This window comes from Sphingobium mellinum (assembly GCF_037860795.1).
GTDB lineage: Bacteria > Pseudomonadota > Alphaproteobacteria > Sphingomonadales > Sphingomonadaceae > Sphingobium > Sphingobium mellinum.
In genome coordinates this window covers 17792-44641 of record NZ_JBANRK010000004.1, presented here as the reverse complement: position 1 = coordinate 44641, position 26850 = coordinate 17792, and the positions used below count along the sequence as shown (strand labels likewise).

The window sequence follows — 26850 nt, the reverse complement described above, 5'->3', positions numbered from 1 at the left end:
CCTTAAAATCCACGATGGTAACCCGTTCGACCCGGGCTCCAGGATGCGCCGTCGCAATAATGTTAGTAAGAACCTCCGGCGTCAGATCGCTGGGCGATTGTGGAACGAGCATTGATATCATCCTCTACTCAATATTATCAAAGTTAAGCGGGCCATTACCCAACGATTTGACGCCATATATTTCCATCGCCAGCGCGTCCATTTCACGGTCGTTTCTGACCTTGCGTTCAGCGAGGAGGTATTTTGCATCGGCGCCTACGACATAGCGAGGCTCGGGATCCGCACACTGATACGCGGCGATGACGGTATCGGCGACCTGCGCGGCCGTACTCATCTTCGACCAGTCGGCATTCTCGGACAAAGCGATAAAGCTTTTATAGAGGTCGCCATAGAGGCGATGCGCGGACCGATGCAGGTCGCGATATTCCTGCTTTACGGCGTCAAGCATCCTGCGAACCATCTTCGTGTTGATCCCGCCCGGTTCGACGAGCACCACTGTCACGCCCGACATGCTGCCTTCCTGGCGCATGACGTCGGCCAATGCCTCCAGCGCGAATTTCGATGCCTGATATGCGCCCAGGAAAGGGAGGGCGATCTTGCCGCTGGACGAGCCGATCAAGATCATGCGCCCGCGCCGCCGCCGTAAAGTTGGCAGGCAGGCCTGATAGATCGCCAGGCAAGCAAGGGCGTTTGTCTCCAATACGGCCCGCACGCCGGCCAGAGACGCCGTTTCGAGCGGTCCATGAGCGCCTGCCGCCGCGCAGACTATTACACCATCGACCTGCGCCGCCCCCAATCTCTCTCCCAATATCTGGAAGACAGTCTCTGCATTCCCCAGGTCGAGGGGGAATATATCACTAAGACCGGGCATCTTCGCGTTGATGAGGGCGCACTGATCTTGATTGCGCGCCGTGGCGATAACAGTATGTCCATGGTCCAGTAGACGTGTTGCTACCTCGCCGCCTACGTCGCTGTTGGCCCCGATCAAAACTACCGTATTTGTCATGCTTGCTCTTTAACGTGGGCATCGCCCATCGCGCTCCGTGCACAACTCGCAAACGGCCAGGGCATTCCAGCCGTGGCCGCCAACACTCCATCTATTATCCTCATCCTGGCCCTCTCCTTGAACCGCCGGCATGGTTTCAGACCGTGATCGCAGCGTTGTTCAAAGTTGTTTTGTCGGGCGAAACCTTGGAGCCAATGAGGAGCCAATACAATCGCTCAGATTTGACAATCAGGGCATATGTCAAGCGGACGGATTGGACTGCATGGGTTGTGCGTGATCAACCGAAGGCTTTGGCTAAAAAACCGCTCCATGACATGATGCCCGATCCGGGCATGCGGTTTGGTTAGATCCGCCGCCAGGGGGATTGCGCCTATTGTTGCCTCAGCAGAGAGGGCGGGCCGTGAGTGGGGATTGTGGAACCTGGCTCCTGCTGAACCGGCTCATGGTTCAGCAGGAGCTAGAGGCAGCGTAGAGCGGAAGCAAATCTGCCGATCAAGCGGCGGGAAACTTCTTGACCCTCCCGCGCAGCCATTTTCGGGTCATCGTGTGGTCACCTTCAGCTTGACGTCGACATTGCCTTTCACCGCATTGGAATAAGGACAGACCGCATGTGCGGCATTGACGATCTCTTCGGCTTTGGCCTGGTCTAAGCCGCTAATTGCCACGTAGAGCGTCACGGCGAGATTGAATCCGCCTTGACCGTTTGGCAGAAGGCCGACCTCGCCAACCACCTTAATATCATTGTCGCGTACCTTGTCGGCCTGGGCGCGCGTCACATGAATCACGGCATTTTCAAAGCAGGCCGCATAGCCAGCAGCGAAAAGCTGCTCGGGATTGGTCGCACCGCCCTTGCCGCCCAATTCTTTGGGCATGGCCAGTTGCAGGTCAAGAATGCCATCATCGCTCCTGACGGTGCCGCTGCGCCCGCCAACGGCGGTGACCCTCGTGGTGTAAAGATGGCTCATGATCGGCTCCTCTATAGTTCAATCATCACATATATTGCGAACGACGCGGAGAAATATAAGGTCCCAGCGCTCATGCTGGAGCACGCCTGCTCGGAGCACAAAGCGCCGCGTATCGCTGACAGGTCCCGGTCGTGCCCGTCCGCGCTGCCGGATGCAGCCGATTAAAGTCGGCGGCCAGCTGCTGTTTTCGGTTCCATCCACCCGTTCTTAAGGATGTTGCGAAGCACATTCCCGCACCTTCGCTCGCTGTCGTGACGCCGCTTGCCCAGGCAATCGCCAATGCCCCTAAAAAGATGTCCCGGCCCGACAATATCCGTTATGCGAAGCCCTTTCCTGTACAGGTTTCAATATTCGCTCGGTAATTGCAATGACAGCATGGCAGGTCGGAGTCAGCGGGGAGACTGTCCGACAAGCCATACGTAGCGGCTCGGGCAGCCCGTCATATGCCTGCATCCAGTCACCGAGCGCCTCGATGATGACGACGATTGCAAGAGATAGACGCGAAGCGCTTGATCGCCGGATCGCGTTGAGCGGGCGGGTCTTTCCGCAGCGTGCAGCTTATCTGGGACATATGCTGGGCCTGCGCCTTGATCCTGCTCGGCTCGACGCACCCTTGTCGCCCGAGCAACTGGCCGGCGCGCGTCCGTCGCCATTCAGCGCAAGCGCCTGAACCGGGCGGCGCTGCACCGTCATGCGTACGCCGCCCGTCGGGCGCCTTCGTGTAAACATGGAAGATCGGCAGGCGTTCGACCCGCCCGCCGATCCGATCCGTTTGTCAGATCATGGCTTCCATGCCCATTGCCTTGAGGACGCCGTTCTGAATGGGGGCCACCGCTTCGTTGATCGCGGCAACGCCGAAATCCATGCCATCCGGCATGACGACCGTTCGCAGGGGACGCCGCTCCGTCGCTTCCACCAGACGTGCGATCGCATCGGCGACGAGTTGTGGCTGGGGCGGATTGGCCGGATCGTGCGACTGGTCGGAGTTGGCCTTGATCTGGCCCGGAATCGCCGCGACGTCGCCATAGGATGCCACCACGCCCGCGTCGGACGGCTCGGGGCTGGATGAGATGAGGTTGCTCGGGAACGGCCCCGGCTCGACGATGACCGAATCGACGCCGAATGCCGACAATTCGTAGCGGTATGTTTCGGCCAGCGCTTCGGCCGCGAACTTGCTCGCGGAATAGATGCCGAAGAAGGGCATGGTAAACCGCCCCATCAGCGAGGTCACCTGAAGGACAAGTCCGCTGCCGGCGGCACGCATGTGCGGCAGAACGGCACGATTTGTGCGGATGGCGCCGAACACATTGACGGCGAACAGCTTTTCGACGTCGGCGGTCGTATAGGCTTCCGTCACCCCGATCGGCATCAGCCCGGCGTTGTTGATCAGGGCATCGATCTTCCCGTACTGCGCAATGACCTGCTCGATCGCCGAACTCACCGATGCGTCATCGCTGACGTCCATTTCGAGAACCTGCAACGTGGCACCTTCGGCTTTCGCCGCTTCGATGAGTTCGCTGCGAACCTGGCTATTGCGCCCTTCGACATCGCGCATGGTTGCAATGACGGTGTGTCCGCGTCTCGCAAGCTCCAGCACGGTCAATTTCCCGAACCCGCTGCTCGCGCCGGTCACGACAATTACTTTTTTGCTCATTCCAGGTCCCATCGACTCAAGTAAAGATGACAGGATATAGACAGACCTGTCTATCCATGTAAACGTAAAAATCGGAAGGCCGGCCCACTATGCTGCACAGCCTCCCAAGCGGAGGACGTCGGAACCGTAGCATGCAGGAATCGGTCAGTGTCGAAGAGCATAGGTTGGCCGCACTCGCTCAGGGAAGCACATCCTGAGGACGATGTCGGAACTCGTCGACCGCCCGTCACTGCAATGGCGCGCTCGCAAGCGGGGTCCCATCTCCCAGGCTGGGCAGAGATGGCGAATAATGGCCGTCCATCGTTGCAACCTGGGCACTTCCGCCTGCCTCCTGCTCAAATCTTGCCCAGCTCGTCGCGCAGAAACAGCCTGAAGAGGCTGTCGCGCCGCGGCAGCCCGCCCCCGACACACTCACCGTGGGCGCTCGCCCGGCGCGCGGTACGCCTCGCCGCCAGATAGGCGGGGTCGAACAGTGACAGCAGCGTCAGGATCGGGGTGAGCGCCGGCCAGCGCCGCTGCAACTGCCGGCGGGCAAATTGTACCCTGGGCCGCAGCCCTCGCACCAGCTCTTTCGGGACGTTCATTCCCAGCAGCCTGCGTGCCGTCAGAAGCTGCGTCCGCATTGCCTGGCGCGCATAGGCGCTTGTGAAGAGACGGTCCAGCTCCGCCCAATCACCCTCGCCGAATGCTGACGCGAAATACTGGATGTCGATCAGGTGGCGCAGGTCAACCCGCCCGCGTAGATAATCCCTGCCCTTCAGCTGATCATGCAACAGCAGGATCGCTACGCCCGCGACGGCGGACGGCAGCAACGCCCCGCTACCCAACAGCCTGGGGGGCTTCGCGTCGCGCGCAAGATCCTCGTAACGATAGAAGAGCGTGGCTGGGCTGCCATAGTCGCTATGGAGATCGATCGTCCCAGGGTCCTGCGTCCGCCAGAGCACCGCCGGCACATCAGGCCGCAGCGCGGGCGCTTCCAGCTCATAGCCGATAGCACGAAGCCGATCGATGGCCGCGAAGAATGCGCCGGTCGGAACCAGCAAGTCGAGGTCCGCCAGCATTCGCGCGCCCCGCTCTTGCGCGGCAGCGCTCGCCAGCCAGGCGGCGCCCTTCAGCAGGACAGGCTGCACGCCAACCATGCTGAGCGCGGCAGTGGCTTCGCCCAGCTGCGCCAGCAGCCGCTGATTGCGCTCCGCATTGCGGGCCAGCATCTCGCCCAGAAACGCGCGCACATCCTCGGGGACATCTGCGAGGCGCCCTGCGCCTTCCAGCCTTGCCGCCATCATCGGACTGCATAGGGTCTTGTTGGCCAGCCCCACGATTGCAGCCCAGTCCGCGCCTTCTGGCACCGTGCCGCGCAGGCAGTCGATCAGGCCCGTGAGCGGATCAGGCCGTGCCATGATCGCAGAGCCGGGCCAGCAGTCGCGCTGCCTCATCAAGATCCTGATAATGGAGTTCATAGCTGCGGGCCCCCGTCACCGCGCGGATTAACGTAGCCAAGGTGGCGGTATCGACCTCTCCAGTCGCAGACGCTGCCTCCGATAGCAGGTGCCGGATCGAAGCTGTAGGATGTAGCGGCACCAGACGCGTATCGCCGGTCGCTGTCCGCCGCAGCTTTACTATCCAGCCCACCGGCACCGGCACCGGTTCGGCCAGTTCAAGCGGCATAAGGTAGCGGACGCGCTTGCCGTCCGGGCGCCTATGGACCGATGGCTGGAATCCGTCAGCGAACCTCGCCGCCATTAGCGGCCATGCCCCGGATTTGACCGTGGGAAGGAAAGGCAGGCCTCGGACCCGCCCGTCCGACTGCAACATGGTGATATCATCGCCGTCATAGGCGAAGCCCGCACCCATCAGCCAGGCGTTGAGCGTCGTCTTGCCTGCGCCGGGACGCCCCGTCAGCAGCAGCGCTCGACCGCCGCGACGCAGGCAGCCCGCGTGCAGCGCCAGGCCCCATCGCGCGTCTTCCAGAATATCCTGCGTGAAACGCGCCTTGACGAGCGGACCAACCTGGTCGCGATGCAGAAGCGCGGCCAGGCCACCCTCCCGGCTGAGCAGCACCAGTCCCTGCTCACTCCACAGGTCATAGCAGATCTCGCCGGCCCGAGCGTCACTTTCCAGATGCGCGAACAAGGGAGCCACGCGAGCGGCCAGCCCCTGATCATGGTGCCGCAGCGTCAGGGCGCTCCCGGCCAGCATGATATGCTGCACCAGCACAGGGGGCGTCCTGGGCGGATCGTCTGTGGCGCAGACCAGACCGGATAGCGACCAATCCGCCAATATCCCTCGAAGCGTGGCTGGCGCCGGCGCGAAGCCTCGCGCCCGCACGTCTTTGACCAACTCCCTCAAGCTCACGCCCTCTTCCAGACGGCAGCCGATATAGCCGCCGATCTGGTTCACGTCGAAAAGGACGCGCCGGGACTGCGCCACGATGACCGGCTGATCTTCGATGAATGCTATCGAAGTCCCTGGCGTAAGGCGCAACATCAGATCAGACCCCCCGCGAGCCGGCTGAGCCGCCGGACTCGCGTTCAGTGCTTCACGCCGCCGCGGTTGCCGGGATGACCGGGGCTGGTTCCGGGCGCATCGTTGATCGGCGGATTACCAGGCGGTTGCGGGTCCGGCCCGTTACCGACGCCATTATTGCCTTTGGGCCCGCCGCCTCCGCCCCCGCCCGACTTCGCAATCGCTTCCGATGAAAGCGACGTCGACAACATGATCGTGATGGCAGGTGGAACGGTCGCAGCAAAACGACCGCAGGTTTGCAGGAACCGGCGCCGGTCGGCGGACGCATCGAGGGGGGTGGGATCCTCAGTCAAGGCTGATCTCCTCTATCGCGGGGGAGACTCAGGTTATCATCGCCCCCGAAAATGGGCGCAATGCTATGGCGAGGTATATCCTTTAATATAACCCCATGCGCAGCCGCGAGAAGGCGCCAGTCGTTCGCACCGCCGGCGACATATGATCCCCTGGATGAAGGTGCAGGTCGGTGGCGCTAGAGTTGCCGCGCGACAGATCGCGCGGGCTTCACGACGCAGATCCTGCGCCTTGCCGGTGGTTGCCGCTCGGGCGATGTCACCGGCCAACCGGCGCCGCCCGCCTCCATGAACCGCTTCGACCAGGCGATGCTGTCCTCACCGCGCAGGTCATCCAGCATGATCCGGATCTTGTCCTCGGCCAAGAACTGCCGACGGGCCCGCCGACAGATATCCTCACCACCCACTCAGCAGGGGCCTTTGTCGGCGAATTTTTCAAGGAGGGGTTGGGCTTCATTTTCGTTCCTTCGTCACGATGACGAAGCCCAACCCCTCTTTAACTCACAACCTCATATCTGGGCCAACCGGTGCTGGGGATCATGCGCCCGGAGTGCTTCCGCTCTGCCCATTCGCTTGGTCCCTAGAAATTATATTCCACACGCGCTCCGTATGTCGCCGGCCTGGCCGCACTGAAATCCAGTCCATAAGGCTGGCTGGTCGTCCTGATGACCGTATATTTCGTGCCAAACACATTATCGGCATAAAGGCCCAACCGGAGTCCGGTGCCCGGAGGGCTCACATAGCCGGAGATGTTGGCGACGGTGTATCCCTTTTGCTGATCGTAGCCCAGTTGTCCGCCGGCGCCTGGCCAGAACAGGAAGCGCGAGCGATACTGGGCAACGCCGGCAAGACTGGCTTCCCAGCCCGCAATGTCGAAGCTGTAGCGGGCGTTCAGCGACGCTGTTACCCTGGGTGCGTGCGGCACCCGTGTTCCCGACAGGTCCATCGAGCACGCGTACAATGTTGCGCCCGGCGCGGTGGGATTGGAGGTGCCGGTCGGATCGAAACAGACCTGCGAGGCATTCGGATAGCTTAGATATTGCGCATGCAGGTAGCCGAGCGATGCTCCAACCTGCAGACCACGCATGGGATCACCGTTGATCTCGAACTCTGCCCCATAGCCTTCGGTCGCACCCGCGTTCTGGGTGACGGTCCCCGATCCGGTAGCATCGAGGATCTGTGTCTGCAGCCCCTTATTCTTGTAGTAGAAGGCCGAAAGCGAAGTCCGCAGCCTGCCGCCGAATGACGATGTCTTCACGCCGACTTCATGATTGAACATCTTTTCCGGGTTGACGGGAGCGCCAGGGAATGGCGCCGCGGACGAGAAGCCGCCGGCCTTGAAGGCGCGTGTATAGCTGTAATACACATTTACCGGGCCATTATCCCACGCCAGGACGAATCGCGGTGTGAACGCCTTGAACGACGCCGACCTTGTATAGGCCGCCGGCGCACCAAACAACTGGAAGCCTGGGCCGTTAGTTACGGATATCTCACGTTTGTCATGCGTGTAGCGGCCGCCCGCAGTCACCTTGATCTGATCGGTGATCTTGTACGTTCCTTCGAGGAAGGCGGATACGGAATCTGTCTTCAGACTGTTGAAGCTCGCCGGGTAAGCTCCCGTTGCAATAACGGAAAAATCATAGGCCGAGCCGTCCAGCTGAATATCGAGGTGGGGGTTGTCGTGAAGATAGTTGGCACCGGCGATGAAGGAAAAGGGCCCGTCGAAATTCGATGTTAGCTGAAATTCCTGCCCAAATGCCTTTCCGCCATTTCTCAGCACGTTAAAGAAGAATACGGGAGCTTGCGTGAAGTCGTTGTCGGCGCGCTGGACGCTGATGTTATTGAAATAGGTTGTCAAGCTTGAGAGGTCGATGCTGCCAAGGCTGAGCTTGGCGTGAAGATCGGCTTTGAACAAGCGATTATAATAGGGCGAGGGGGCGTTTTCACCGGCCTCATAGAAGCCAGATGCGGCCTGACCGGTCGTCTGGCAAACATAGCATGTCGGAGCGCCAGCACCGAGCTGATCGATGAACTCTCGCGCACGGCTTCTTTGCCACTCGACACCACCGTACACCTCAAGGCTATCCGTTGGGGTCCACCGCGCGCGCGCTCGGACGGTATAATTATTCTGCTGGCCCAGCTTTGTGCCATCATAGTTGGTAATATAGCCATCCTCTTTCCTCAGTCGTCCGGCGACACGAACACTGAAGGTATCGGAAACGGGCACATTCAACATTCCATCGACCTGTTTGTGGTCGAAACGGCCATATTCCGCCATGAGGCGGCCCTCAAACTTGTTGGTCGGGTTCGCGCTGTTAAGCAGAAGGACGCCGCCCGTCGCATTGCGCCCGTACAAGGTGCCTTGTGGCCCGCGCAGAACCTCGATCTGCCCCGGATCGACCATGTCGAGCAGCGAATTGAGGCCACCGGCGCGCGGTATATATGCACCGTCGAGATAGATGGCCACCGGCGGTTCGAGGCCCGGCGTGGTGAATTGAACGCCAATGCCGCGGATGAAAAGCATCGTGAAGCCGGTCGCCGCCGCGAGATCCGTCCCCGGCATCGTCAACTGGACGTCGCGGAGGTTACGCAACCCGAGCTGTGTTGCGGTCTGCGGATTAATGGCGGTAATCGCAAGCGGAACATCTTGCAGCCGCTCGGAGCGGCGCTGCGCGGTCACGACAATCTCACCTATTTGTCCGGCAGGCTGGCCCGCCGCATCGACCGAAGATTGCTGCTGTCCATAGGCTGGCGTCGCAATCGCCATGCCCAAAAGCGCCATCGAGGCTCCACTGAATAGTGCAGACTTGAATGTTGTTGTCATTTCCTTCTCCCCTCCACTTGTTAAATATGCCCGATATGATCATCGGGATTTTTGGTATTCAGGTGCCGTCCGTTGTCGGCACCTGTTTCGCCCCCCTCTCTGGGATTCTGTCGTCCGCCTGGTCGATCAGGCGGCGGTGAGGCCGCCGTCGACGATCATCGTCGTACCGGTTACAAAGCTTGCCTCGTCGGATAGCAGCCAACGAACGGCATAGGCGATCTCGTCCGGCTCAGCGAGACGACCCATGGGATTGGCCGCCATCATCATGTCCTCAAGCCCTTCAAACGCATCCATCTGGCCTTGCATCATGGGCGTCCGCGTGGCGCCGGGGAGCACCGAATTTACCCGGATGCCCAGCTTGGCATAATCGAGAGCAGCCGCGCGAGACGCCGACACGACGCCACCCTTCGCGGTGCAATAATCTGCGCCCCCCGGGAAGGCGGCTATGCCGGCTGTCGACGCGATGTTCACGATCGATCCCTTGCCCGCCGCCAGCATCGCCGGGACCTGCGCACGCGTGGCAAAGAAAACGCTGCGAAGATTGAGCGCATAGACGCTTTCCCAGAAATCGGGGTCAATCTCATGCATCGGCTTGCCCTGGAACGGCTTTCCTGCAGCATTGCAGGACCCGTCGAGCTTGCCGAACGCCTTCACCGCCGCCGCAACCGCAGCATGGTGCTGCGCCTCGTCGGACACATCCAACCGCACGAACTGCGCCTGGCCACCGCTGCGGATGATCTCGTCCACTACCTTGGTGCCTGCCTCAACATTCACGTCGGTGACGGTGATGGCCGCTCCTGCCTCCGCGCTGCGCAATGCAACGGCACGGCCGATGCCGCTAGCGCCGCCGGTGATCAGGATGGAGCGTCCTGCGAGATTTTGTGACAACGTAATTTCCTCTCTTAGTCGAAGCGAATCAGCCTGTGCCGCGCCCTATGTGGCCGGGAATGCGAACAATTCCAACGTGCGACGAAAATCCTCAAGACCCTGTTCGTCAAGCTGACATGCCGCCTTTATTTTACCGGTAATGCCGCGCACCTCCGCCTCCAGAGCGCGGCCCTGCGGTGTCAGATCGATAAGCACGCGACGCTCGTCCGACGGGTCGCGTGTCCGCGTAACCAAGCCCGCATTGACCAGCCGCTTCAGCAACGGCCCTATCGTTCCGGTATCCATATCCAGCCGCGCGCCGAGCGATCCTACGGATACAGGCGTGTCGCAAAACAGCTCCAGCATCACCAGATATTGCGGGAATGTGAGACCCAGGGGCTGGAGAAAGGGCCTATGCATGCGCGCCATCCGGTTCGCCGCCCCGTAGAGTGCGAAGGATAGCTCAGTGTTGACGCTAAGCCCGCCCAACCCAGAAAATCTCCCGTGAACCTTTATAGAGTGCGCTTGATATGGTATTGCCCAACCCGTTGCAAGGGGAAGCGGAGGGACGTGCAAAGCGCAATCACGGCAGTCCACTCGCGCCTCTACCTCTAGGACGGACGTGGGGCGCTTCCGGCAATATTGCCGGTCGAATCTTGTGTTGCTCTCGGGATCTGGAAAGTTGAAACGGCTGGAATGGCCAATAATGGATGTTCATGGACAGGAGAAACAAATGGACAGCGTGAAAAAGAAGGCAGTACGGGATTATTGCGATGCGGTGGGCAGGGGCGATGGCGCCGCGCTGAGCAAAATCGTGACGGAAGATTACAGCCACGAGTTTCTGGGCACTACCGTGCTGGCGGAGGCCGGGGTCAGGACGCTCGACCAGATACTGTCCCAGCTGGAATTATTTTCCGCGGCGTTGGTCAGGCCGGGCAAGTTCACCTTCCACGAAATGGTCGAAGAGGGCGACATGGTCATCGCGATCTTCTCGGGTGAATGCGAACTGAAGAACGGCAGGCAGTTCAACGGCGATTATGCCGCGGTCTGCCGGTTCAGGGGCGATAAGATCCTGTCGATGCGCGAACTGATGGACACGAAGCTGGCCGACAGCGTTCTCGCCTGATCGCGAGATTGACGAACAAGTGGAAAGAAAATGCCAGGCGCGGCGGCAGGAGGCCTCGAAACCGCGTCTGGCGATTGGCTGGCGCCGACCCGATGATTGATTGAAAGGGCGCCACAGGTTTACCGATCGACGATCGCAGCCCGTCCCTCCGCCTTTTTTTCAGGATCTTCAACAAATCGGCTGGCATAATCTGCCCGACCGGCATCATTCGGAACAGCATCCCTTCGTCCGCTTCTGGATAAACTCTGCCGCGACGTTAGCGAAGCTGTTGCCTATCGCGATCCTTCCCTGGGCCTTGCGCCGCGCCTTCTCGCCTCCCGGGTCCTGGCCAGTAGCCAATTCGGCCCTCGCTGCGTGCCGGCGCCTGCAAGCCTCGCCCAAGCCGACGGCGGGATAGGCGCCCAGCGGCAGTTTCTTTTCCTTGCCATCGCCCCTGTAGTTAAGCCGCCACAATTTCCCGCCTGGGAGTTGGACGAGCAGGAACAGCGCTCCGGCACCACCCAATTTTTAAGGCTTATCCTTGGGTTTCGCGTTCCCGACCGTCGTATCCGCCGGCGCCATGGGGGCCATTTTCCGTCATCTCGAGAGCCACCTTGTCATGGCCCCGAAAATGGCCCCCAAATTCACCGGCTACCCGCGAACAATCCCGACAGAAACCTATGCGGCATCTGGCGAATTCAGCGGGTTTGTAATCCGTCAGCGAACGATGGCGAATGGAGATATGGTGCCCGGGGACGGAGTCGAACCGCCGACACTGCGATTTTCAGTCGCATGCTCTACCAACTGAGCTACCCGGGCATCGGGCGGTGGCGAGAGCCGCCAGCCGCGTCGAGAGGCGTGCCTATAGGCATCAATCCGGGGTGCTGTCCACCCCATAATCGTCGCTTTTTTCCCTGTCGTCCCGGACCGTGGCGCCGGGGACGCGATAGCCTTCGCCCAGCCACTGCAGCAGGTCGCGGTCGCGGCAAGCCTTGCCGCAGAAAGGACGCGTATCAGGCGCGCTCGGCCGCCGACAAACCGGGCAGGAGGAGGGGGCTTTAGGCGACATGGCCTGCCGATATGGCGAGGCCGGAGTCGGCCTTCAACCCGATTTCACCGCCACGACGACGGGCAAGGGTATCGATCCAGCCCGTCGCCTTATGCAGCAGGTCGATGATCGCGGGTGCAGCGGTGATGGTTGCTGGGCCGCCCTGACCGTGACGCTCAGCGCGCCGCAGCAACGCGAGCGCGGCGGTCGCCACTGGGTCAGCGCGCAGCAATTCAATGAGGTTCATGCGCTCGCGGCGGCGGATGACCTGGACGAAGCCAAAGCCATTGACAGCCGTCCGCTCAAAGGGAAGCGGCAGATATTTGTCGATCTGGGCGGAGGCGACGGCGCGCTCGTCCTTGTTGTTCATCGTTGGCAGATCAATGCCGATCGACCCGGTCAGGCCCATGCGGCGAATCGTCTGCGCTGCCAGCTTCGCTCCCTTGGGTCCAAGCTTGGCGGGGGGGAGCGAGCCGTCCACATCGATCAGGATCATCGCGGGCGTGGAGAATATCCGCAGCGCCGCTTCCTCCGTGCCCACTTCGCCGGACATCGCCTCCTCCATGAGTTCGCTCCAGCCATGCGCCTCGAAACGGTCTTCCTCATGGGCCGGGCATGGGACGATCGGCAAACCGGTCACGCGCAGGCGCTGGAGCAGGCTGGGGGCGGGATGCGCCTTGGAACCAGGCTGGGCGATGCGCGCCTTGGCGAGCTTGGCGCGCCCCTCTTCCGGAATGGCCTCGCGCAGAATTTCCAGGAGCACCGTGGCGCCTTCGGCGATTTTCGGCGGGATGGGTTCGACGAGGACCTCCTCGCCGGATATCAGCCGAGCGATACCCCGCTTTCTGGGAATGATGGTCCGCACCAGCTTTGCCTGCATGCACGACCCGGCACGGGCGGAATCCCCCTCCCGCTCGATCTGCGCTTCGACCAGCCTGCCCTTTTCGATCAGCGCGGCACGGGCCTCGCCAATACCTTCTTCATAAAGCCATTCGGCCATCAATCAGTCCAGTGGATAGCCCGCTGCCTTCAGCAGCGCGCGGGTTTCGTAGAGAGGCAGGCCCATGATCGCACTGTGGCTGCCAATGATGGCGCGTATCAGGCCGGCGGCGCGGCCCTGAATCGCATAGCCGCCCGCCTTGCCGCGCCATTCCTCCAAGGCCAGATAGCCGTCGACCTCGGCACGATCGAGCCGCTTGAATGTCACGAAGTTTGTCGACAGCCGGTGCCGCGCGCGGCCCAGTGCATCGACCAGCGTGATGGCACTCAGCACGCGGTGACGCCGGCCCGACAGCAGCGAAAGGCAGTGCCGCGCCTCATCCTCGCTTTCCGCCTTGGCCAGGATGCGCCGGCCCGCCGCGACGACGGTGTCGCCGGCCAGCACAAGCGCACCGGGGTGACGCGCTGCGATCAGCGCGGCCTTGTCGGCCGCGACACGCGCCGCGTAGGCGGCGGGAAGTTCCCCCTTCCGCGGCGTCTCGTCCAAATCGGCAGGATCCACCGAATCCGGCGCAACGCCGATCTGAGCAAGCAGTGCCAGTCGTCTGGGGGAAGCCGAGGCCAGGATGAGCCGCATCGGACCGTATAAACCGGGCGGCCTATTTGAAACGATAGGTGATCCGACCCTTGGTCAGGTCGTAAGGGGTCAATTCGACCAGCACTTCATCGCCCACCAGCACGCGGATGCGGTTCTTTCGCATCTTGCCCGCGGTGTGGCCGAGAATTTCATGATCATTCTCAAGCCGGACGCGGAACATGGCGTTGGGGAGAAGCTCCACAACCTGTCCGCGCATTTCAAGCAGTTCTTCTTTCGCCATAATATCCCGGAAAGCCCAAAAATCGCGCCGCCATAGCGCCAATTTCGGGAAAATGAAAGTCAGGGTGAGACGCGGAAGCGATCGCCCGCGTCATTGAGTGCCGCGAACAGCTGATCGAGCTGGCCTGCGTCGATGCAATAAGGCGGCATCAGATAGATGGTGTTGCCGAGCGGTCGCAGCAAGATGCCCCTTTCCAGGAAGAAGGCGCGCAGGCGCGGCGCCAGTTCCGACAGGTAGCCAGCATCCGCCGTGACAAGGTCGATGGCGGCGAGGGTGCCAAGCTGTCGCGGCCTGGTGAACGCAGGATGCGCCGCCACAGCGTCAAGTCGCCGCGCGATCCCTTCGGAAAGCGCGGCGATGCGGCCCAGGACATCCTCCTCCCGCCAGATAGCAAGGTTGGCAGCCGCCGCGGCGCAGGCGATGGCATTGGCGGTATAGCTCGAGGAATGGTAGAAAAGACGCGCCCGGTCGGTCGATTTGTACGCGTCGAAAATGCGCTGGCTGGCAAGCGTGGCGGCCAGCGGAATGGCGCCGCCAGTGATGCCCTTCGCCACTGCCATGATGTCCGGCACAACGCCCGCCTGCTCGGAAGCGAACAGCGTGCCGGTGCGGCCCCAGCCGGTCATCACCTCATCGACGATGAACAGCACGTCGTGACGCGCGCAGATCGCGGCCATTTCTCGCAGCACGTGCGGCGGGTAGATAAGCATGCCACCGGCACCTAATATCAGCGGCTCGACGATGAAGGCTGCGGGTTTTTCGGCGCAGGCCGCCGCAAGGGCATCCAGCGTCGCCTGTTCCTGGCCCTCAGCGGGAAACGGGATGGTCCCGACGTCGAACAGCAGGGGCGACCAGGCAGCGTTATAAACCCCCCTTTCCCCCACGGACATCGCGCCGATAGTATCGCCATGATAGCTGTGCTGCAGGACGAGGATGCGATGGCGCGGCGCCGAAACGCCGTCCAGCGCCCGATTGTGCCAATAGCCAAGCGCCATCTTCAGCGCGACTTCGACCGCCGTCGATCCGCTGTCGGAATAAAAGACATGGGTGAGAGGGTCACTGCCGGGCGCGCTGGGGGCGATGTCGATCAGCCCGCGGGCGACCTCCTCGGCAGGCTCATGCGTGTAGCCCGCGAAGATCAGCTGATCGAGCTTCGCTGCCTGGGCGGCGATCGCGGCGCCGATGCGCGGATGGCAATGACCGTGGGTCGTTACCCACCAGCTGGAGATGGCGTCGATCAGCATTCCGCCGTCAGCTAGATGCAGCAGTGCGCCTTCCCCGCGCGAGATTCGGGGAATAGCCTCGTTGAGGCCGTATTGGTGGAAGGGATGCCAGACAGGGGAGGCCATGGCCGACGCTTAAAAGACTGTACGCGTCAGGCCAAGTACCTCCCTTGTCGTGCTATCTCGCTTATTGCGGCTGCGCCGGCGCCGGCGCCGGCGCTGGGGCAGCGGGCGCAGCCGGAGCGGCGGCCTGGATGCGCTGCTGCAGCGCCGGGTCCGCGGCTGCGGCCTGCCCGATTTCATTGAACTTTTCGGGCGCAATACCGGACGCCTGAAGCGCGGCCAGCATCTTGGGCTGCTTGTCGGCAGCGGCAACTGTCGTATCCGACTGGATCTTGGTCACTTCTACCGCAGCGGCAGCGAACTGCTTGAGATCAGCATCGCTGTATTTCGACGCAGCAGCGGACGGACTGGCTGGGGCCGCCGGCGTGGCCCCGGCTGGGGCGCCCGGAGCGGCTGCCGCCTGAGCCAGAGCCGGCGCGGTGCCCAGCATTGCACATGAAACGATCGCGACCTTCAAAAACTTGGCAGAATGAAAACCCGTCAACATGCTTCTCCTCAAAGTGGGTTGAACCCAAAATTGTAGAGATACACAGCAGGTTAAAGGGCGAACCGGCGAGCCGTGGCATTAAAGAGACAGTCGCTTATAAAATGCGGCCAGCCGCTTCCCCACAACGGCTGGCCGATCGTTGCAAGCCGAGAACGATTCGGTTTTCGCCCAACATGTTACCAGATTCGCACCCGGTCCTGCGGCGCCAAATAGATTTTTCCGCCCGGCTCCGACTGGAAGGCTGCATACCATGCGTCGAAATTGCGCACGATATCCGCCCTATATTGCGAAGGCGCATGCGGATCAGTCACAAGTCGCTGGCGCAGATTGGGTTCGCGATAATTGCGGCGCCAGACCTGCGCCCATCCCAGGAAGAAGCGCTGGTCACCCGTGGTGCCATCGATCACCGGCGCGGGCTTGCCTTTGAGCGAGGCATGATAGGCATCCAGCGCCACGGCCACGCCGGCAAGGTCGCCGATATTCTCGCCCAGTGTGAAGGCGCCCTTGATATGGGCACCGGGCAGCGGTTCATAGGCGTCATATTGCCTCACCAGCTTGTCGGTTAGCGCCTTGAAGGCGGCGACATCGGCATCACTCCACCACTGATTGAGCTTGCCGGTCTCATCATATTTCGCACCTTGGTCATCGAAATGGTGACTTAGTTCATGGCCGATCACCGCACCGATGCCGCCATAATTGACGGCCGGGTCGGCATGCGGATCAAAGAAGGGCGGCTGCAGGATCGCGGCGGGAAAGACGATCTCAACCATCGAGAAATCGGCATAGGCGTTGATCTCCATCGGCGTCATCTGCCATTCCCAGCGGTAGATCGGCTTGCCCAGCTTGCCCATCTGATAGTCGAATTCATAGCGGGTGGACCGCAACGCGTTGCCGAACAGATCGTCGGCTTTGATCGCAAGCCCCGAATAGTCGCGCCATTTGTCGGGATAGCCGATCTTGGGCGTGAAAGCGGCGAGTTTCCTGTGAGCGCGCGCCTTGGCCGCATCACTCATCCAGGCAAGCCCGTCGATACGGCGGCCCATGGCAGCGATCACATTCTTCACCAATTCGTCCATCGCCGCCTTGGTTTCCGGCGGAAAATAACGGGCGACATAGGCTTTTCCTACTTCCTCTCCCATCGCATCCTTGAGGAAGTCGACAGCGCGCTTCCATCGCTCCTCGCGCTGGGGCGTTCCCGACAGCGTGGTGCCGTAGAATGCAAAGTCGGCGTCGGCGATACGATCTGGCAAATATGTCGCGTGGGCGTGGAGGCTGCGCAGCATCAGCGCATCGCGCAGGACCCCGATCGGAGTCCTGGCGATGAGCGCCGCTTCGCCCGCGACAGCGCTCGGCTGGGCAACGATCAGGGCGACCGGCTCGAGGCCATTGGTAGCGAAATAGCCTGCGAAGTCGAAGCCGGGCGCGGCCTTGTCCAGTTCAGCCAGGGTCATCTTGTTGTAGGTCTTATCGGCGTCGCGACTTTCGACCTGGGTCCAGTGGACCTTCGCAACCTCTGTTTCGAAAGCCATCAGCGCGGTCGCGCGCGCCTTTGCGTGGGGCTCGCCAGCCAGAGTCAGCATCTGCTCGAGATGCGCGACATAGGCGGAGCGGATGGCCGCCATCTTCGCATCAGGTTGCAGGTAGAAATCCCGGTCTGGCAGGCCAAGGCCGGCCTGACGCAGATTCAAGATGTAGCTGTCGGGGGCCTTGTCATCTTGGCCGGTATGGAAAGCGAACGGCCCTGGGACCCCAGCACGCGCGCCCTCAGCTGCGACCCGGACATAGGTCGCACGGTCCCTTATCGCCCGGATTTCATCCAACCAGGGCTTGATCGGAGCCAATCCCCGGCGTTCCACGGTCACACGATCAAGATAACTCGCATAGGCGGCGCCGATCTTGCTGCCGGGTTGGGCCTTCGCCTCCTCCAATATCTTTTTGGTCCGCTCACGCGACAGATCATCCAACACATTGAAGGCGCCATAGTTGGACTTGTCGGGCGGGACCGGCGTGGTCCTGGCCCAAGTGCCGTTGGCGTAGAGATAGAAGTCATCGCCCGGCTTGACCGAGGGGTCCATGCCCTTCGTGTCGAAGCCGTAGCTGCCATAGGCCGGCTTCGCGGGTACAGGATGCGCCGCCTGGTCGGCGGAGGCGATGGACGCGCCCAGCGCCAGCGCACAGACGGCAGAGCCAATGATGAATCTGGTCATGAAAGCATCCTTTGCTTTTCCGATGAAACGGAGTTGAGCGCCAGCGAGCCCCTATGTCCATGTCATTCGCCGAAAAAATGCGGAAGCTTTGTGACGGCACGGTCAGGGCAAGGCGATTCCGCTTGCAAAGGCCGATCGCAGGGTCGCTGCGTTCAGAGGGTCAATATGCGGCAGGCGACCGAGGCTGGGCACGCGCGCCAGGGCGGGAATGATGCGCTCATTTTCCGCATGCGGGTCACCGATGAACGCGATCCCGGCGATGGTCACCCCCCTGCTGCGGAGTGCTTCAATGCTCAACAGGCTATGGTTTATGGTGCCCAGCGCCGTGCGCGCGCACAGGATGACAGGCGCTCCCCAGCTAACAAACAGATCCGCCATCAGCAGCGTTTCGCTGACGGGAACCAGCACGCCGCCGGCACCTTCGATCACCAGCGGTCCGTCCACGCGCGGCAATTCCAGCCGGTCGAGGCTTATCTCCACACCATCGATCCGGGCGGCCAGGTGGGGCGAGGCAGGGGTGGCCAACCGGTAAGCTTCAGGCAGGATATGCGTGGCGGGCAGACCGGAAAGCCGAGCCACCCTCTCCTTGTCTCCCTCCGGATCGATGCCCGCTTGCACCGGCTTCCAGTAATGGGCGTTAAGCGCCCCGGCGAGTCCTGCGGCGAACACGGTCTTGCCGATATCGGTGTCCGTGCCGGTAACGACAAGGACGCTCATGCCAGAATTCTCCGCAATTCCGCTCCCAAGGCCAGTACATCGGGCCGACCCACATTCAGGGTCAGCGAAATTCGCAACCGGCTTGTTCCGGAAGGCACGGTCGGAGGCCGGATGCCGCGCACGTCGAAGCCCGCTTCCTGCAGCGCGGCCGCGGCAGCCATGGTACGCCGGTCCTCACCCAACTGGACGGGCACGATCTGACTGCGCGGCCGCGGCAGGCCCAGCGGCGCGCAGATCGCCTCGGCGGCGTCGACGCGCAACGTCTGAAGTCGGGCGCGCAGGTCATCGGCTTGCTCGATCCGGTCGATCGCTGCCGAGACGGCCACCGCGATCAGCGGCGACGGCGCGGTCGAGAAGATGAAGGCTCGCGCACGATTGATGAGATAGTCGATGATGATGCGCGGACCACATATCAGCGCCCCTTCGATCCCCATCGCCTTGCCGCAGGTGTGCAGCGTCACGACATTGTGAAGGCCATCGAGACCCGCGGACAGACCTCGGCCGGACGGTCCAAACACGCCCGTGCCGTGCGCTTCATCCAGGATCAGCATGGCGTCGTGCCGCGCCGCGAGCGCTGCCAGATCGGACAGCGGCGCAATGTCGCCATCCATGGAATAGAGCGTCTCTACCGCGATCCAGATTCGTCCCTTGCCACCTTCGGTCCGCCAGCCGGAGATGAGGTCGGCAAAGCTCTGGACGTCGTTGTGGCGGGCAAAGACGGTCGCCGCCTTGGACAGGCGGATGCCGTCATGAACGCTGGCATGAATCAGTTCGTCCGCCACGATCAGGTCCCCGCGTTGCGGGAGGGTCGAGAAAAGCGCGCCATTGGCGGCAAAGCCGTTTGCCAGAAACAGAGCGGCCTGGGTGCGGAAGAAAGCAGCGGCCTTGGCCTCCAGCCCCTCATGCTCGGGCGTATTGCCCCGCAGCAGTCGGGAGCCGCCAGACCCTACCGGCACGCCACGCGCCACCGCGTCGGCGATCGCCTGCCCGATTAGCGGGTCGGATGCGAGCCCCAGATAGTCGTTCGACGCGAAATCCCGGCCAGCGCGAGGCATCAACCGACGCAGCCGTCCCCTCTTTTCGAGAGCCGAAAGTTGCGAGCGGAAGGGTTCGCTGGTCATGGCCGGCGCTATAGGCCGGCCATGCGCCAGGGGGCAAGCCGATGTCACCATTCGACTGGAAAGCCGATCTGGCTCCGATCGGACAGACGGCGTCTATTATGCCTCTAGAAGTTGAAGCTCAGAGAGAAGGACGCAACATTGTCGTTCGAGTCAGCAGCGTTGGGGCGGAAGCCATGCTGATGGAGATAGCCGATCTCCGCATTGACATTCTTCGCCACCGGCGTGGTGATGGCGATCAGGTTGCGCATCCGTTCCTCTCCTTCCACACGCTGAAAATTGGTGGTGTTGAGGTCGATGAAGCTTTCATGGCTGAGCACCAGCGCCGTCTTCCCGCCTTCCCGGAACGGAACGACATATTTCACATAGGGTCGCAGGCGCCACGCCGTGCCATTTACGCCCTCACGCCATCTCTCCTCCATGCGTAGGCGGCCACTCAACTGGCCGGGCCCGACCTTGAGGATATTGTCAAACGTGACCTGCTGGCGACCGCGATGCTCCATCACCGCGAAATGACCGGCATTATAATTGGGATCATGCGTATAGCCGGCCCAGACTGTGACTTTCTTGGTCAGCTTGTAGCCGATCAGCGAGTTCATCTCGACCTCATACAGCCCGTCGCGATCATCGCTGAAACGGGCCACCACCTCTTGCGAAAAGCGCCACTTGTCGCTGAGTTTGACGGTCGCGCTCGCGGTGGTCCACAACTGCTCGTCCTCACTGGCACGGGCGGCGGCAGGCAGCGCCAGCACGGCCACGGCCGTCATGAGTTTGAACGTCAATCGCATGAAATTTCTCCCCTCGCCCCCTGGCGAACGGTGGGCCGACTATGACTTATATGTTACGTTATTGTGACTAACCTATGTCCTTTCTGTTGCGGATGGGGCCTCAAAAAAGCCCGCCTCCCGTTGAGGAGGCGGGCTTTGATCACCTTCGGGCCGCCGAGTCAGACTGCATGGGCCAACGCGGCCAGCAACAGGAGCGCGACGATGTTGGTGATCTTGATCATCGGGTTAACAGCGGGGCCAGCGGTGTCCTTGTAGGGATCGCCCACGGTGTCGCCGGTCACCGCCGCCTTGTGGGCTTCGGAGCCTTTGCCGCCATGATTGCCGTCCTCGATGAATTTCTTGGCATTGTCCCAGGCTCCACCGCCAGAGGTCATTGAGATCGCCACGAATAGCCCCGATACGATGACGCCGAGCAACAATGCGCCGAGGGCGGCGAAGCCGTTAGGCCTGCCGGCCACGGCCGAGATGGCGAAAAAGACGACGATGGGTGCCAGCACCGGAAGCAGGCTGGGGACGATCATTTCCTTGATCGCGGCGCGGGTGACAAGGTCCACGGTCCGGGCATAATCGGGGCGGGAGGTTCCTTCCATGATGCCCGCATTGGTGGCGAACTGCTCGCGCACATCCTTGACCACGTCGCCAGCCGCGCGGCCCACGGCCGTCATGCCCATCGCTCCGAACAGATAGGGCAGCAGAGCCCCCAGCAGCAGGCCGACGATGACATAGGGATTGGAGAGGCTGAAATCGACCGGCTCGGTGAGGCCCAGCGCCGTGTTGTAGAATTTCAGGTCCTCCGTATAGGCCCCGAACAGGACCAGCGCGGCAAGGCCCGCCGAGCCGATTGCGTAGCCTTTCGTCACCGCCTTTGTCGTGTTGCCCACCGCATCGAGCGCATCGGTCTTCACCCTGACGCTATCGTCCATATGGGACATCTCCGCGATGCCACCCGCATTGTCCGTGACGGGGCCATAGGCGTCGAGTGCCACTACCATGCCCGCCAGCGCAAGCATTGCGGTCGCGGCGAAGGCGATGCCGATCAGGCCGGCCAGTTGATAGGCGGCGATGATGCCGACCACGATCACCAGCGTCGGCAGCGCGGTAGCCTCCAGGCTGACCGCCAGGCCCTGGATGACGTTGGTGCCGTGGCCGGTTTCCGACGCACGGGCAATGCTGCGGACCGGGCGATAGTTGGTGCCGGTATAATATTCAGTGATCCAGACGATAAGGCCCGTGACCGCCAGGCCCACCATCATCGACCAGAACAGCGCCATGCCGGTATAGCCGCCGCTGCCGTCCAGGTCGGCGCCGAAGCGTGCGTTGAGATCGCCCAAAGTGAACTGGCTGGCAAGATAGAGCGCCGGGATCGACAGGATCGCCGTCGTCCAGAAGCCCTTGTACAGCGCGCCCATGATCGACTGGCTGGACCCGAGCCGCACCATGTAGGTGCCAATGATGGACGTGATGATGCACACGCCGCCAACGATCAGCGGCAGCGACATCAGCCGCATCAGGAACGCGTTATCGACGCCCGTCACCAGCAGAGCGGTCAGTACCATGGTGGCGCCCACGGTCACGACATAGGTTTCGAACAGGTCGGCCGCCATGCCCGCGCAGTCACCGACATTGTCGCCGACATTGTCGGCGATGACGGCGGGATTGCGTGGATCGTCCTCCGGTATGCCGGCTTCCACCTTGCCGACCAGGTCCGCGCCCACATCCGCCGCCTTGGTGAAGATGCCGCCGCCCAGCCGCGCGAAAATGGAGATCAGGCTGGCGCCGAAGGCCAGCGCGACAAGGCTGTCGATCACCAGCCGGTCATCGGGCGCATGGCCCGCCGGGCCCGTCAGATACCAGAAGAAGACGCTGATCGCGAGCAGCGCCAGCCCTGCCACCAGCATACCGGTGATCGCCCCCGCACGGAAGGCCACGGTCAGACCGCTTTGCAGCGACGCGCGGGCGGCCTCGGCGGTGCGGACATTGGCGCGCACGGAGATATTCATGCCGATGAAGCCCGCCGATCCCGACAGGATCGCGCCGATCAGGAAGCCGATGGCCGAGGTAGCACCCAGGAAGAAGAAGACGAGCGCGGCAACGACGACGCCGACCATGCCGATGGTCGTATATTGCCGGCCAAGATAGGCTTTGGCGCCTTCCTGAATGGCGCCTGCGATCTGCTGCATGGTTTCGTTGCCGGCAGAGGCTGCCAGCACCTGGCGACTAGTGAACAGGCCGTAGAGAACGGCCAGCAGGCCGCACCCTATGGCGATATAGACAATCTGCATGAAGGTTCCTCTCCCCCTGTTATCCCTGTCATCGACCGCTCCGCAGGGAAAGACGGACGGGCGAATGGCGTAAAGGCGGGCGGCCGGAATTCGCGTATCCGGCATCAGGCACCGCATCAATCAGCATCAAGGTCGCGCGCATCAGGGGCGTCCACCGGGCTGAGAAAGGATGGGTGGCAAGCTACAGGCAAGATGATCCGCGTCAAGACGTCGCGAAATTGACCTGAATCAGCGTCTTGGCTGCGACTGTTTATCCATGTTCCCAACCGAGCCGGTCGGGCAGTGGCACCGACACACCATCGATGACCAGCGACAGGCCGGCGCCCGCCGCGAAATGACCCACGGGGATCGCCCGGACCGGCGGCTTGACGGTCGTCGGCAGGGCAAAGAGCAACTCATAATCATCGCCCGCGCGCGCGGCGGTGATCTGCGTTGCCGTGCTGGCCCCGCGGGCGGCCTCCAGCGCGGCGGACAGGGGGATATGGTCTATGGCGACGGCGAGCCCGCTCGCCAGCCCCATACGCGCCGCGTCGATCAGCAAACCGTCCGACACATCCATCATCGCATGGACATGCGGCGCGAGCAGTGCCCCTTCCACAAGGCGCGGGCGCGGGCGGCGATAGGCGCCAACCAGCGGCCCCGTCGCGCCGGGATCAGCCCGCAAGAGTTCGAGCCCTGCCCCGGCATCGCCAACCGGTCCGGTGACATAGAGCCGGTCGCCGGCCCGCGCGCCCTTCCGGGCGGGAACCGTGCATGTTGCCTCGCCGATCGCGGTCAGGCTGTAGCTGCGCGGCGCACCGGCGGGCATACGCACCGTATCGCCGCCCAGCAGAGGCATGGCATGTCGGCTGAGCGCTTCGCCCAGTCCTTCCAGGAAGGCTGCGTCCCAGCCTTCATCGCCGGACAGCGCATAATTGAGCAGGCATCCCCTGGGCCTTGCGCCCTTGGCCGCAAGGTCCGACAGATTGACCGCGGCCAGCTTCCACCCGATGTCGGCCGGCGGATCCGCGGGCAGATAGTGGATATTCTCGACGATCGTATCGCTGGTGAGGACAAGCCGTTCGCCTCCCAGTTCCAGAACCGCCACGTCATCCTGCAAGCCTCGTGCAGCAGGATCGTTCGCCAGCAGGCGCAGCAGGGTCAGAAAGCGGGATTCAGCGGACATTGCAGCCTTAAGATCGGTCGCCCGGAGCGTATCGAAGGACGTTTCTTCCTTTTAGAGAAGCAGCCGGCGTCGACAAGCTCGACCCGACGCCTCTTTCCTGATCTTACGGCCGTACATCCTTCGCCACCGCGTCGAGCAGCCCATTCACGAACCCTGCCTCACGCTTGTCGTAGAAGGCGTGAGCGACATCGACATATTCGCTGATGACGGTGCCGGTCGGCACATCCTTGCGCGCCAGCAGTTCATAGGTGCCGGCGCGCAGGATCTGGCGCATGGGCTTGTCCAGCCTTTCCAGGCTCCATCCCTTGGACAGGCGAGCGATGACCAGCCCGTCAATCTCCGCCCGGCGCTTGTCGACGCCGATCACGATATCGTCGAAGAAGCTTTCTTCCGCCTGGGCATAGGTCACGTCCTCGATCGTCGCGCCAAGGCGGTGCTGATGGAATTCGTGCAGCAGCGCGTTGAGCTGCGTGCCCTCCATCTCGATCTGGTAGAGTGCCTGGACCGCGGCGAGACGCGCAGCAGAGCGGGATTTGGAGCGTTCGTTCATAAGGATCTTCTATTCCGTTCGGGTCGGGCCTGTCGAGAAGTCCGCGCATCCGGTTCTCGACAGGCTCGAACCGAACGGATGAAATTATTTCAGCCGCAGCGCCACCGAGGCCGCATGCGCCGGCAGCCCTTCCGCCTGCGCGAGAGCGACGGCCGCCGGACCGATCGCGCCGATGGCGGCGGTATCCAGGCTGAGGAAGCTCGTTCGCTTCATGAAGTCGAGCACCGACAAGCCCGATGAGAAACGCGCGCGCCGTCCGGTCGGCAGCACATGGTTGGGGCCGGCCACATAATCGCCCACCGCTTCAGGTGTCATCCGCCCCAGGAACACCGATCCGGCGTGGCGCACCTGCGCGAACAGCGCGTCGGGATCATCGACCGCCAGTTCCAGATGCTCGGCAGCCAGCCGGTCGACCAGCGGGATCGCCTCATCAAAGTCACGCACCAGGATGATGGCGCCGTTATTCGCCCAGCTCGTTGCCGCGATGGCCTGCGTCGACAGCAGCGGCAGCCGCCTCTCGACCGCTGCGGCGACCGCATCGGCGAAGTCCGCATCGTCGGCAAAGAGGATGGACTGGCTGGTCGGATCATGCTCCGACTGACTGAGCAGGTCGGCGGCGATCCAGTCCGGATCGTTCTTCGCATCGGCGACGACGACGATCTCGGAAGGGCCGGCGACCATATCGATACCGACCACGCCGTAAAGTTGGCGCTTGGCCTCCGCAACCCACGCATTGCCAGGACCTGTGATGACATCGACCGGCCGGATGCGCTGTGTGCCATAGGCAAGCGCGGCGACCGCCTGGGCCCCGCCGACGCGCCAGATCTCCTCGATGCCGGCGATACGGGCGGCAGCAAGGACGAGCGGGTTGATTTCACCATTGGGCGTCGGCGTCACCATCGCGATGCGCTGGACCCCGGCAACCTTGGCCGGGATGACGTTCATCAGCAGCGAACTGGGATAGGCTGCGCGGCCACCGGGCACATAGAGGCCAGCCGCATCCACCGCCCGCCAGCGCGCGCCCAGTCGCACGCCCGCCGCGTCCACGCCGTCGCTGTCCTGCGGCCTTTGCTTTTCATGATAGGCTGTGATCCGCGCCGCCGCGAGTTCCAGCGCATCGCGCAGTTCGGTGGATATCGCATCGAGCGCCGCGCGACATTCGGCCGGCCTGACCGCCCAGCCGCTCGCGTCCAGATCGTGCCGGTCGAACCGGCTGGTGTAGTCAGCAAGCGCCGCGTCGCCCTCGGCGCGCACGCGCTTCAGGATCGCAGTCACATCGCGCGACACATCCTCGTCCGCCTCGCGCCGCGCTTCGACCAGGGCGTCGAAGGCTGCGACGAAGTCCGCTGACCCGCTGTCGAGCCTAAGCGGCATCCCGCACCTCTACCGCCTTGCGAAAGGCTTCCACCAAGGGCGTGAGTTCAGCCGAGCGCATCTTGTAGGCGGCACGATTGACGATCAGCCGCGCCGACACCTGCATGATGACGTGCGTTTCAACGAGACCGTTCGCCTTGAGCGTCGCGCCAGAGGAGACCAGGTCGACGATCCGTCGAGAGAGCCCCAACGAAGGCGCCAGTTCCATCGCACCGTTGAGCTTCACGCATTCGGCCTGGATGCCGCGCGCCTCATAATAGCGGCGGGTCAGGTAGGGATATTTGGTCGCGACACGCACATGGCTCATCGCTGCCTCGTCCTCGTCGGCAAGGCCTTCCGGCTCGGCGACCGACAGGCGGCAATGGCCCATGTCGAGGTCAACCGGCGCGTAGATTTCCGAATAGTCGAATTCTTCCAGCACATCGGACCCGACAATGCCGATCTGCGCGGCGCCATGAGCGACGAACGTGGCGACGTCGAAGGCGCGCACCCGAATGATCGACACGTCCGGCCGATTGGTTGCGAAGCGGAGCGCCCTGCTCTTCTTGTCATGGAACTCGGCCTCCGGCTCGATGCCGGCGCGGGCGAGCAAAGGCAGCGCCTCATCGAGGATTCGGCCTTTGGGGATGGCGAAGGTAATCGGACGAGTCATGACGCGCGGGCCTTACCGGCAGGGAGGCAAAAGGGCAAGGTTAGGCGGGGCCCCGCCCAAGC

27 protein-coding genes, 1 tRNA gene and 1 pseudogene are annotated in these 26850 nt (G+C 62.5%); 2 read left to right on the top strand and 27 right to left on the bottom strand.

Annotated features, from left to right (window positions below; all coding sequences use genetic code 11):
• Positions 1-124 precede the first annotated feature (124 nt).
• A complete protein-coding gene (locus AAC640_RS08105; RefSeq protein ID WP_340265612.1) occupies positions 125-1006 on the bottom strand; it encodes an SDR family NAD(P)-dependent oxidoreductase in 882 nt (293 codons plus the stop codon).
• Positions 1007-1545: 539 nt separating this feature from the next.
• The gene (locus AAC640_RS08100) at positions 1546-1971 is read right to left on the bottom strand and encodes an organic hydroperoxide resistance protein (RefSeq protein WP_340265611.1); all 426 of its coding nucleotides are present in this window, start codon (positions 1969-1971) and stop codon (positions 1546-1548) included.
• Positions 1972-2443: 472 nt separating this feature from the next.
• Between AAC640_RS08100 and AAC640_RS08095 the strand changes: the two genes are divergently transcribed.
• The gene (locus AAC640_RS08095) at positions 2444-2641 is read left to right on the top strand and encodes a hypothetical protein (RefSeq protein WP_340265610.1); all 198 of its coding nucleotides are present in this window, start codon (positions 2444-2446) and stop codon (positions 2639-2641) included.
• 105 nt (positions 2642-2746) lie between these two features.
• On the opposite strand, the gene AAC640_RS08090 is transcribed toward AAC640_RS08095, so the two are convergent.
• The 8 genes and pseudogenes from AAC640_RS08090 to AAC640_RS08055 all read right to left on the bottom strand — a co-directional run bounded on the left by AAC640_RS08090 (position 2747) and on the right by AAC640_RS08055 (position 10552).
• Positions 2747-3625 (bottom strand): SDR family oxidoreductase, encoded by an 879-nt coding sequence (locus AAC640_RS08090; protein ID WP_340265609.1) that lies wholly within the window; start codon positions 3623-3625, stop codon positions 2747-2749.
• A gap of 335 nt (positions 3626-3960) precedes the next feature.
• Positions 3961-5025, bottom strand: a complete 1065-nt coding sequence (locus AAC640_RS08085; RefSeq protein ID WP_340265608.1) for a nucleotidyltransferase family protein — start codon at positions 5023-5025, stop codon at positions 3961-3963.
• Positions 5012-6112 (bottom strand): hypothetical protein, encoded by a 1101-nt coding sequence (locus AAC640_RS08080; RefSeq protein ID WP_340265607.1) that lies wholly within the window; start codon positions 6110-6112, stop codon positions 5012-5014. The genes AAC640_RS08085 and AAC640_RS08080 overlap by 14 nt, the downstream gene beginning before the upstream one ends.
• A 44-nt stretch (positions 6113-6156) precedes the next feature.
• Positions 6157-6444, bottom strand: a complete 288-nt coding sequence (locus AAC640_RS08075) for a hypothetical protein (protein WP_340265606.1) — start codon at positions 6442-6444, stop codon at positions 6157-6159.
• Between the two features lie 195 nt (positions 6445-6639).
• Positions 6640-6898: pseudogene (locus AAC640_RS08070) on the bottom strand (IS3 family transposase); the annotation flags it as partial.
• A gap of 123 nt (positions 6899-7021) precedes the next feature.
• Complete coding sequence (locus AAC640_RS08065; protein ID WP_340265605.1) at positions 7022-9121, bottom strand: TonB-dependent receptor; 2100 nt, start codon at positions 9119-9121, stop codon at positions 7022-7024.
• 270 nt (positions 9122-9391) lie between these two features.
• Complete coding sequence (locus tag AAC640_RS08060) at positions 9392-10153, bottom strand: SDR family NAD(P)-dependent oxidoreductase (RefSeq protein WP_340265604.1); 762 nt, start codon at positions 10151-10153, stop codon at positions 9392-9394.
• 45 nt (positions 10154-10198) lie between these two features.
• Positions 10199-10552: a MarR family winged helix-turn-helix transcriptional regulator gene (locus AAC640_RS08055; protein ID WP_340265603.1), complete on the bottom strand. Its 354-nt coding sequence runs from the start codon at positions 10550-10552 to the stop codon at positions 10199-10201.
• A 313-nt stretch (positions 10553-10865) separates the two neighbouring features.
• Between AAC640_RS08055 and AAC640_RS08050 the strand changes: the two genes are divergently transcribed.
• Complete coding sequence (locus AAC640_RS08050; protein WP_340265602.1) at positions 10866-11258, top strand: nuclear transport factor 2 family protein; 393 nt, start codon at positions 10866-10868, stop codon at positions 11256-11258.
• Positions 11259-11462: 204 nt separating this feature from the next.
• On the opposite strand, the gene AAC640_RS08045 is transcribed toward AAC640_RS08050, so the two are convergent.
• The 17 genes from AAC640_RS08045 to hisG form a co-directional block, all read right to left on the bottom strand.
• Positions 11463-11762: an integrase arm-type DNA-binding domain-containing protein gene (locus tag AAC640_RS08045; RefSeq protein WP_340265601.1), complete on the bottom strand. Its 300-nt coding sequence runs from the start codon at positions 11760-11762 to the stop codon at positions 11463-11465.
• A 218-nt stretch (positions 11763-11980) separates the two neighbouring features.
• Positions 11981-12056 (bottom strand) — tRNA-Phe (locus AAC640_RS08040).
• A 52-nt stretch (positions 12057-12108) separates the two neighbouring features.
• Positions 12109-12306, bottom strand: a complete 198-nt coding sequence (locus tag AAC640_RS08035; RefSeq protein WP_340265600.1) for a DNA gyrase inhibitor YacG — start codon at positions 12304-12306, stop codon at positions 12109-12111.
• Positions 12296-13285 (bottom strand): ribonuclease, encoded by a 990-nt coding sequence (locus tag AAC640_RS08030; RefSeq protein ID WP_340265599.1) that lies wholly within the window; start codon positions 13283-13285, stop codon positions 12296-12298. Before AAC640_RS08030 ends, AAC640_RS08035 begins: the two co-directional genes overlap by 11 nt.
• 3 nt (positions 13286-13288) lie before the next feature.
• A complete protein-coding gene (locus AAC640_RS08025) occupies positions 13289-13861 on the bottom strand; it encodes a Maf family protein (RefSeq protein ID WP_340265598.1) in 573 nt (190 codons plus the stop codon).
• Positions 13862-13883: 22 nt separating this feature from the next.
• Positions 13884-14102: a translation initiation factor IF-1 gene (gene infA, locus AAC640_RS08020; RefSeq protein ID WP_003049127.1), complete on the bottom strand. Its 219-nt coding sequence runs from the start codon at positions 14100-14102 to the stop codon at positions 13884-13886.
• Positions 14103-14161: 59 nt separating this feature from the next.
• On the bottom strand, positions 14162-15451 hold the full coding sequence (locus AAC640_RS08015) for an adenosylmethionine--8-amino-7-oxononanoate transaminase (RefSeq protein WP_340265597.1): 1290 nt from the start codon (positions 15449-15451) through the stop codon (positions 14162-14164).
• 61 nt (positions 15452-15512) lie between these two features.
• Positions 15513-15935 carry a DUF4168 domain-containing protein gene (locus AAC640_RS08010; protein ID WP_422794968.1) on the bottom strand — a complete coding sequence of 141 codons (423 nt, stop codon included), beginning with the start codon at positions 15933-15935 and terminating at the stop codon, positions 15513-15515.
• Between the two features lie 176 nt (positions 15936-16111).
• Entirely contained in the window at positions 16112-18142 is a 2031-nt protein-coding gene (locus tag AAC640_RS08005) for a M13 family metallopeptidase (RefSeq protein WP_340265596.1), read from the bottom strand.
• Positions 18143-18244: 102 nt separating this feature from the next.
• Complete coding sequence (bioD, locus tag AAC640_RS08000) at positions 18245-18859, bottom strand: dethiobiotin synthase (RefSeq protein WP_340265595.1); 615 nt, start codon at positions 18857-18859, stop codon at positions 18245-18247.
• Entirely contained in the window at positions 18856-19980 is a 1125-nt protein-coding gene (locus AAC640_RS07995; protein ID WP_340265594.1) for an 8-amino-7-oxononanoate synthase, read from the bottom strand. Before AAC640_RS07995 ends, bioD begins: the two co-directional genes overlap by 4 nt.
• Before the next feature lie 104 nt (positions 19981-20084).
• Positions 20085-20765, bottom strand: coding sequence for a DUF2490 domain-containing protein (locus AAC640_RS07990; RefSeq protein ID WP_340265593.1), 681 nt, complete (start codon positions 20763-20765; stop codon positions 20085-20087).
• A gap of 158 nt (positions 20766-20923) precedes the next feature.
• Positions 20924-23047: a sodium-translocating pyrophosphatase gene (locus AAC640_RS07985; RefSeq protein ID WP_340265592.1), complete on the bottom strand. Its 2124-nt coding sequence runs from the start codon at positions 23045-23047 to the stop codon at positions 20924-20926.
• A 250-nt stretch (positions 23048-23297) separates the two neighbouring features.
• Entirely contained in the window at positions 23298-24212 is a 915-nt protein-coding gene (thiL, locus tag AAC640_RS07980) for a thiamine-phosphate kinase (protein WP_340265591.1), read from the bottom strand.
• 103 nt (positions 24213-24315) lie between these two features.
• Positions 24316-24762 carry a transcription antitermination factor NusB gene (gene nusB / locus AAC640_RS07975; RefSeq protein ID WP_340265590.1) on the bottom strand — a complete coding sequence of 149 codons (447 nt, stop codon included), beginning with the start codon at positions 24760-24762 and terminating at the stop codon, positions 24316-24318.
• 84 nt (positions 24763-24846) lie between these two features.
• Complete coding sequence (hisD, locus tag AAC640_RS07970; RefSeq protein WP_340265589.1) at positions 24847-26136, bottom strand: histidinol dehydrogenase; 1290 nt, start codon at positions 26134-26136, stop codon at positions 24847-24849.
• Positions 26126-26788, bottom strand: coding sequence for an ATP phosphoribosyltransferase (hisG, locus tag AAC640_RS07965; protein ID WP_340265588.1), 663 nt, complete (start codon positions 26786-26788; stop codon positions 26126-26128). The genes hisD and hisG overlap by 11 nt, the downstream gene beginning before the upstream one ends.
• Positions 26789-26850 lie beyond the last annotated feature (62 nt).

Coding starts and splice junctions, on each gene's coding strand:
- AAC640_RS08105 (WP_340265612.1), bottom strand. CDS start 1,006: ATGACAAATACGGTAGTTTTGATCGGGGCCAACAGCGACGTAGGCGGC.
- AAC640_RS08100 (WP_340265611.1), bottom strand. CDS start 1,971: ATGAGCCATCTTTACACCACGAGGGTCACCGCCGTTGGCGGGCGCAGC.
- AAC640_RS08095 (WP_340265610.1), top strand. CDS start 2,444: ATGATGACGACGATTGCAAGAGATAGACGCGAAGCGCTTGATCGCCGG.
- AAC640_RS08090 (WP_340265609.1), bottom strand. CDS start 3,625: ATGAGCAAAAAAGTAATTGTCGTGACCGGCGCGAGCAGCGGGTTCGGG.
- AAC640_RS08085 (WP_340265608.1), bottom strand. CDS start 5,025: ATGGCACGGCCTGATCCGCTCACGGGCCTGATCGACTGCCTGCGCGGC.
- AAC640_RS08080 (WP_340265607.1), bottom strand. CDS start 6,112: ATGTTGCGCCTTACGCCAGGGACTTCGATAGCATTCATCGAAGATCAG.
- AAC640_RS08055 (WP_340265603.1), bottom strand. CDS start 10,552: ATGCATAGGCCCTTTCTCCAGCCCCTGGGTCTCACATTCCCGCAATAT.
- AAC640_RS08050 (WP_340265602.1), top strand. CDS start 10,866: ATGGACAGCGTGAAAAAGAAGGCAGTACGGGATTATTGCGATGCGGTG.
- AAC640_RS08035 (WP_340265600.1), bottom strand. CDS start 12,306: ATGTCGCCTAAAGCCCCCTCCTCCTGCCCGGTTTGTCGGCGGCCGAGC.
- AAC640_RS08030 (WP_340265599.1), bottom strand. CDS start 13,285: ATGGCCGAATGGCTTTATGAAGAAGGTATTGGCGAGGCCCGTGCCGCG.
- AAC640_RS08025 (WP_340265598.1), bottom strand. CDS start 13,861: ATGCGGCTCATCCTGGCCTCGGCTTCCCCCAGACGACTGGCACTGCTT.
- infA (WP_003049127.1), bottom strand. CDS start 14,102: ATGGCGAAAGAAGAACTGCTTGAAATGCGCGGACAGGTTGTGGAGCTT.
- AAC640_RS08015 (WP_340265597.1), bottom strand. CDS start 15,451: ATGGCCTCCCCTGTCTGGCATCCCTTCCACCAATACGGCCTCAACGAG.
- AAC640_RS08010 (WP_422794968.1), bottom strand. CDS start 15,935: ATGTTGACGGGTTTTCATTCTGCCAAGTTTTTGAAGGTCGCGATCGTT.
- AAC640_RS08005 (WP_340265596.1), bottom strand. CDS start 18,142: ATGACCAGATTCATCATTGGCTCTGCCGTCTGTGCGCTGGCGCTGGGC.
- bioD (WP_340265595.1), bottom strand. CDS start 18,859: ATGAGCGTCCTTGTCGTTACCGGCACGGACACCGATATCGGCAAGACC.
- AAC640_RS07995 (WP_340265594.1), bottom strand. CDS start 19,980: ATGACCAGCGAACCCTTCCGCTCGCAACTTTCGGCTCTCGAAAAGAGG.
- AAC640_RS07990 (WP_340265593.1), bottom strand. CDS start 20,765: ATGCGATTGACGTTCAAACTCATGACGGCCGTGGCCGTGCTGGCGCTG.
- AAC640_RS07985 (WP_340265592.1), bottom strand. CDS start 23,047: ATGCAGATTGTCTATATCGCCATAGGGTGCGGCCTGCTGGCCGTTCTC.
- thiL (WP_340265591.1), bottom strand. CDS start 24,212: ATGTCCGCTGAATCCCGCTTTCTGACCCTGCTGCGCCTGCTGGCGAAC.
- nusB (WP_340265590.1), bottom strand. CDS start 24,762: ATGAACGAACGCTCCAAATCCCGCTCTGCTGCGCGTCTCGCCGCGGTC.
- hisD (WP_340265589.1), bottom strand. CDS start 26,136: ATGCCGCTTAGGCTCGACAGCGGGTCAGCGGACTTCGTCGCAGCCTTC.
- hisG (WP_340265588.1), bottom strand. CDS start 26,788: ATGACTCGTCCGATTACCTTCGCCATCCCCAAAGGCCGAATCCTCGAT.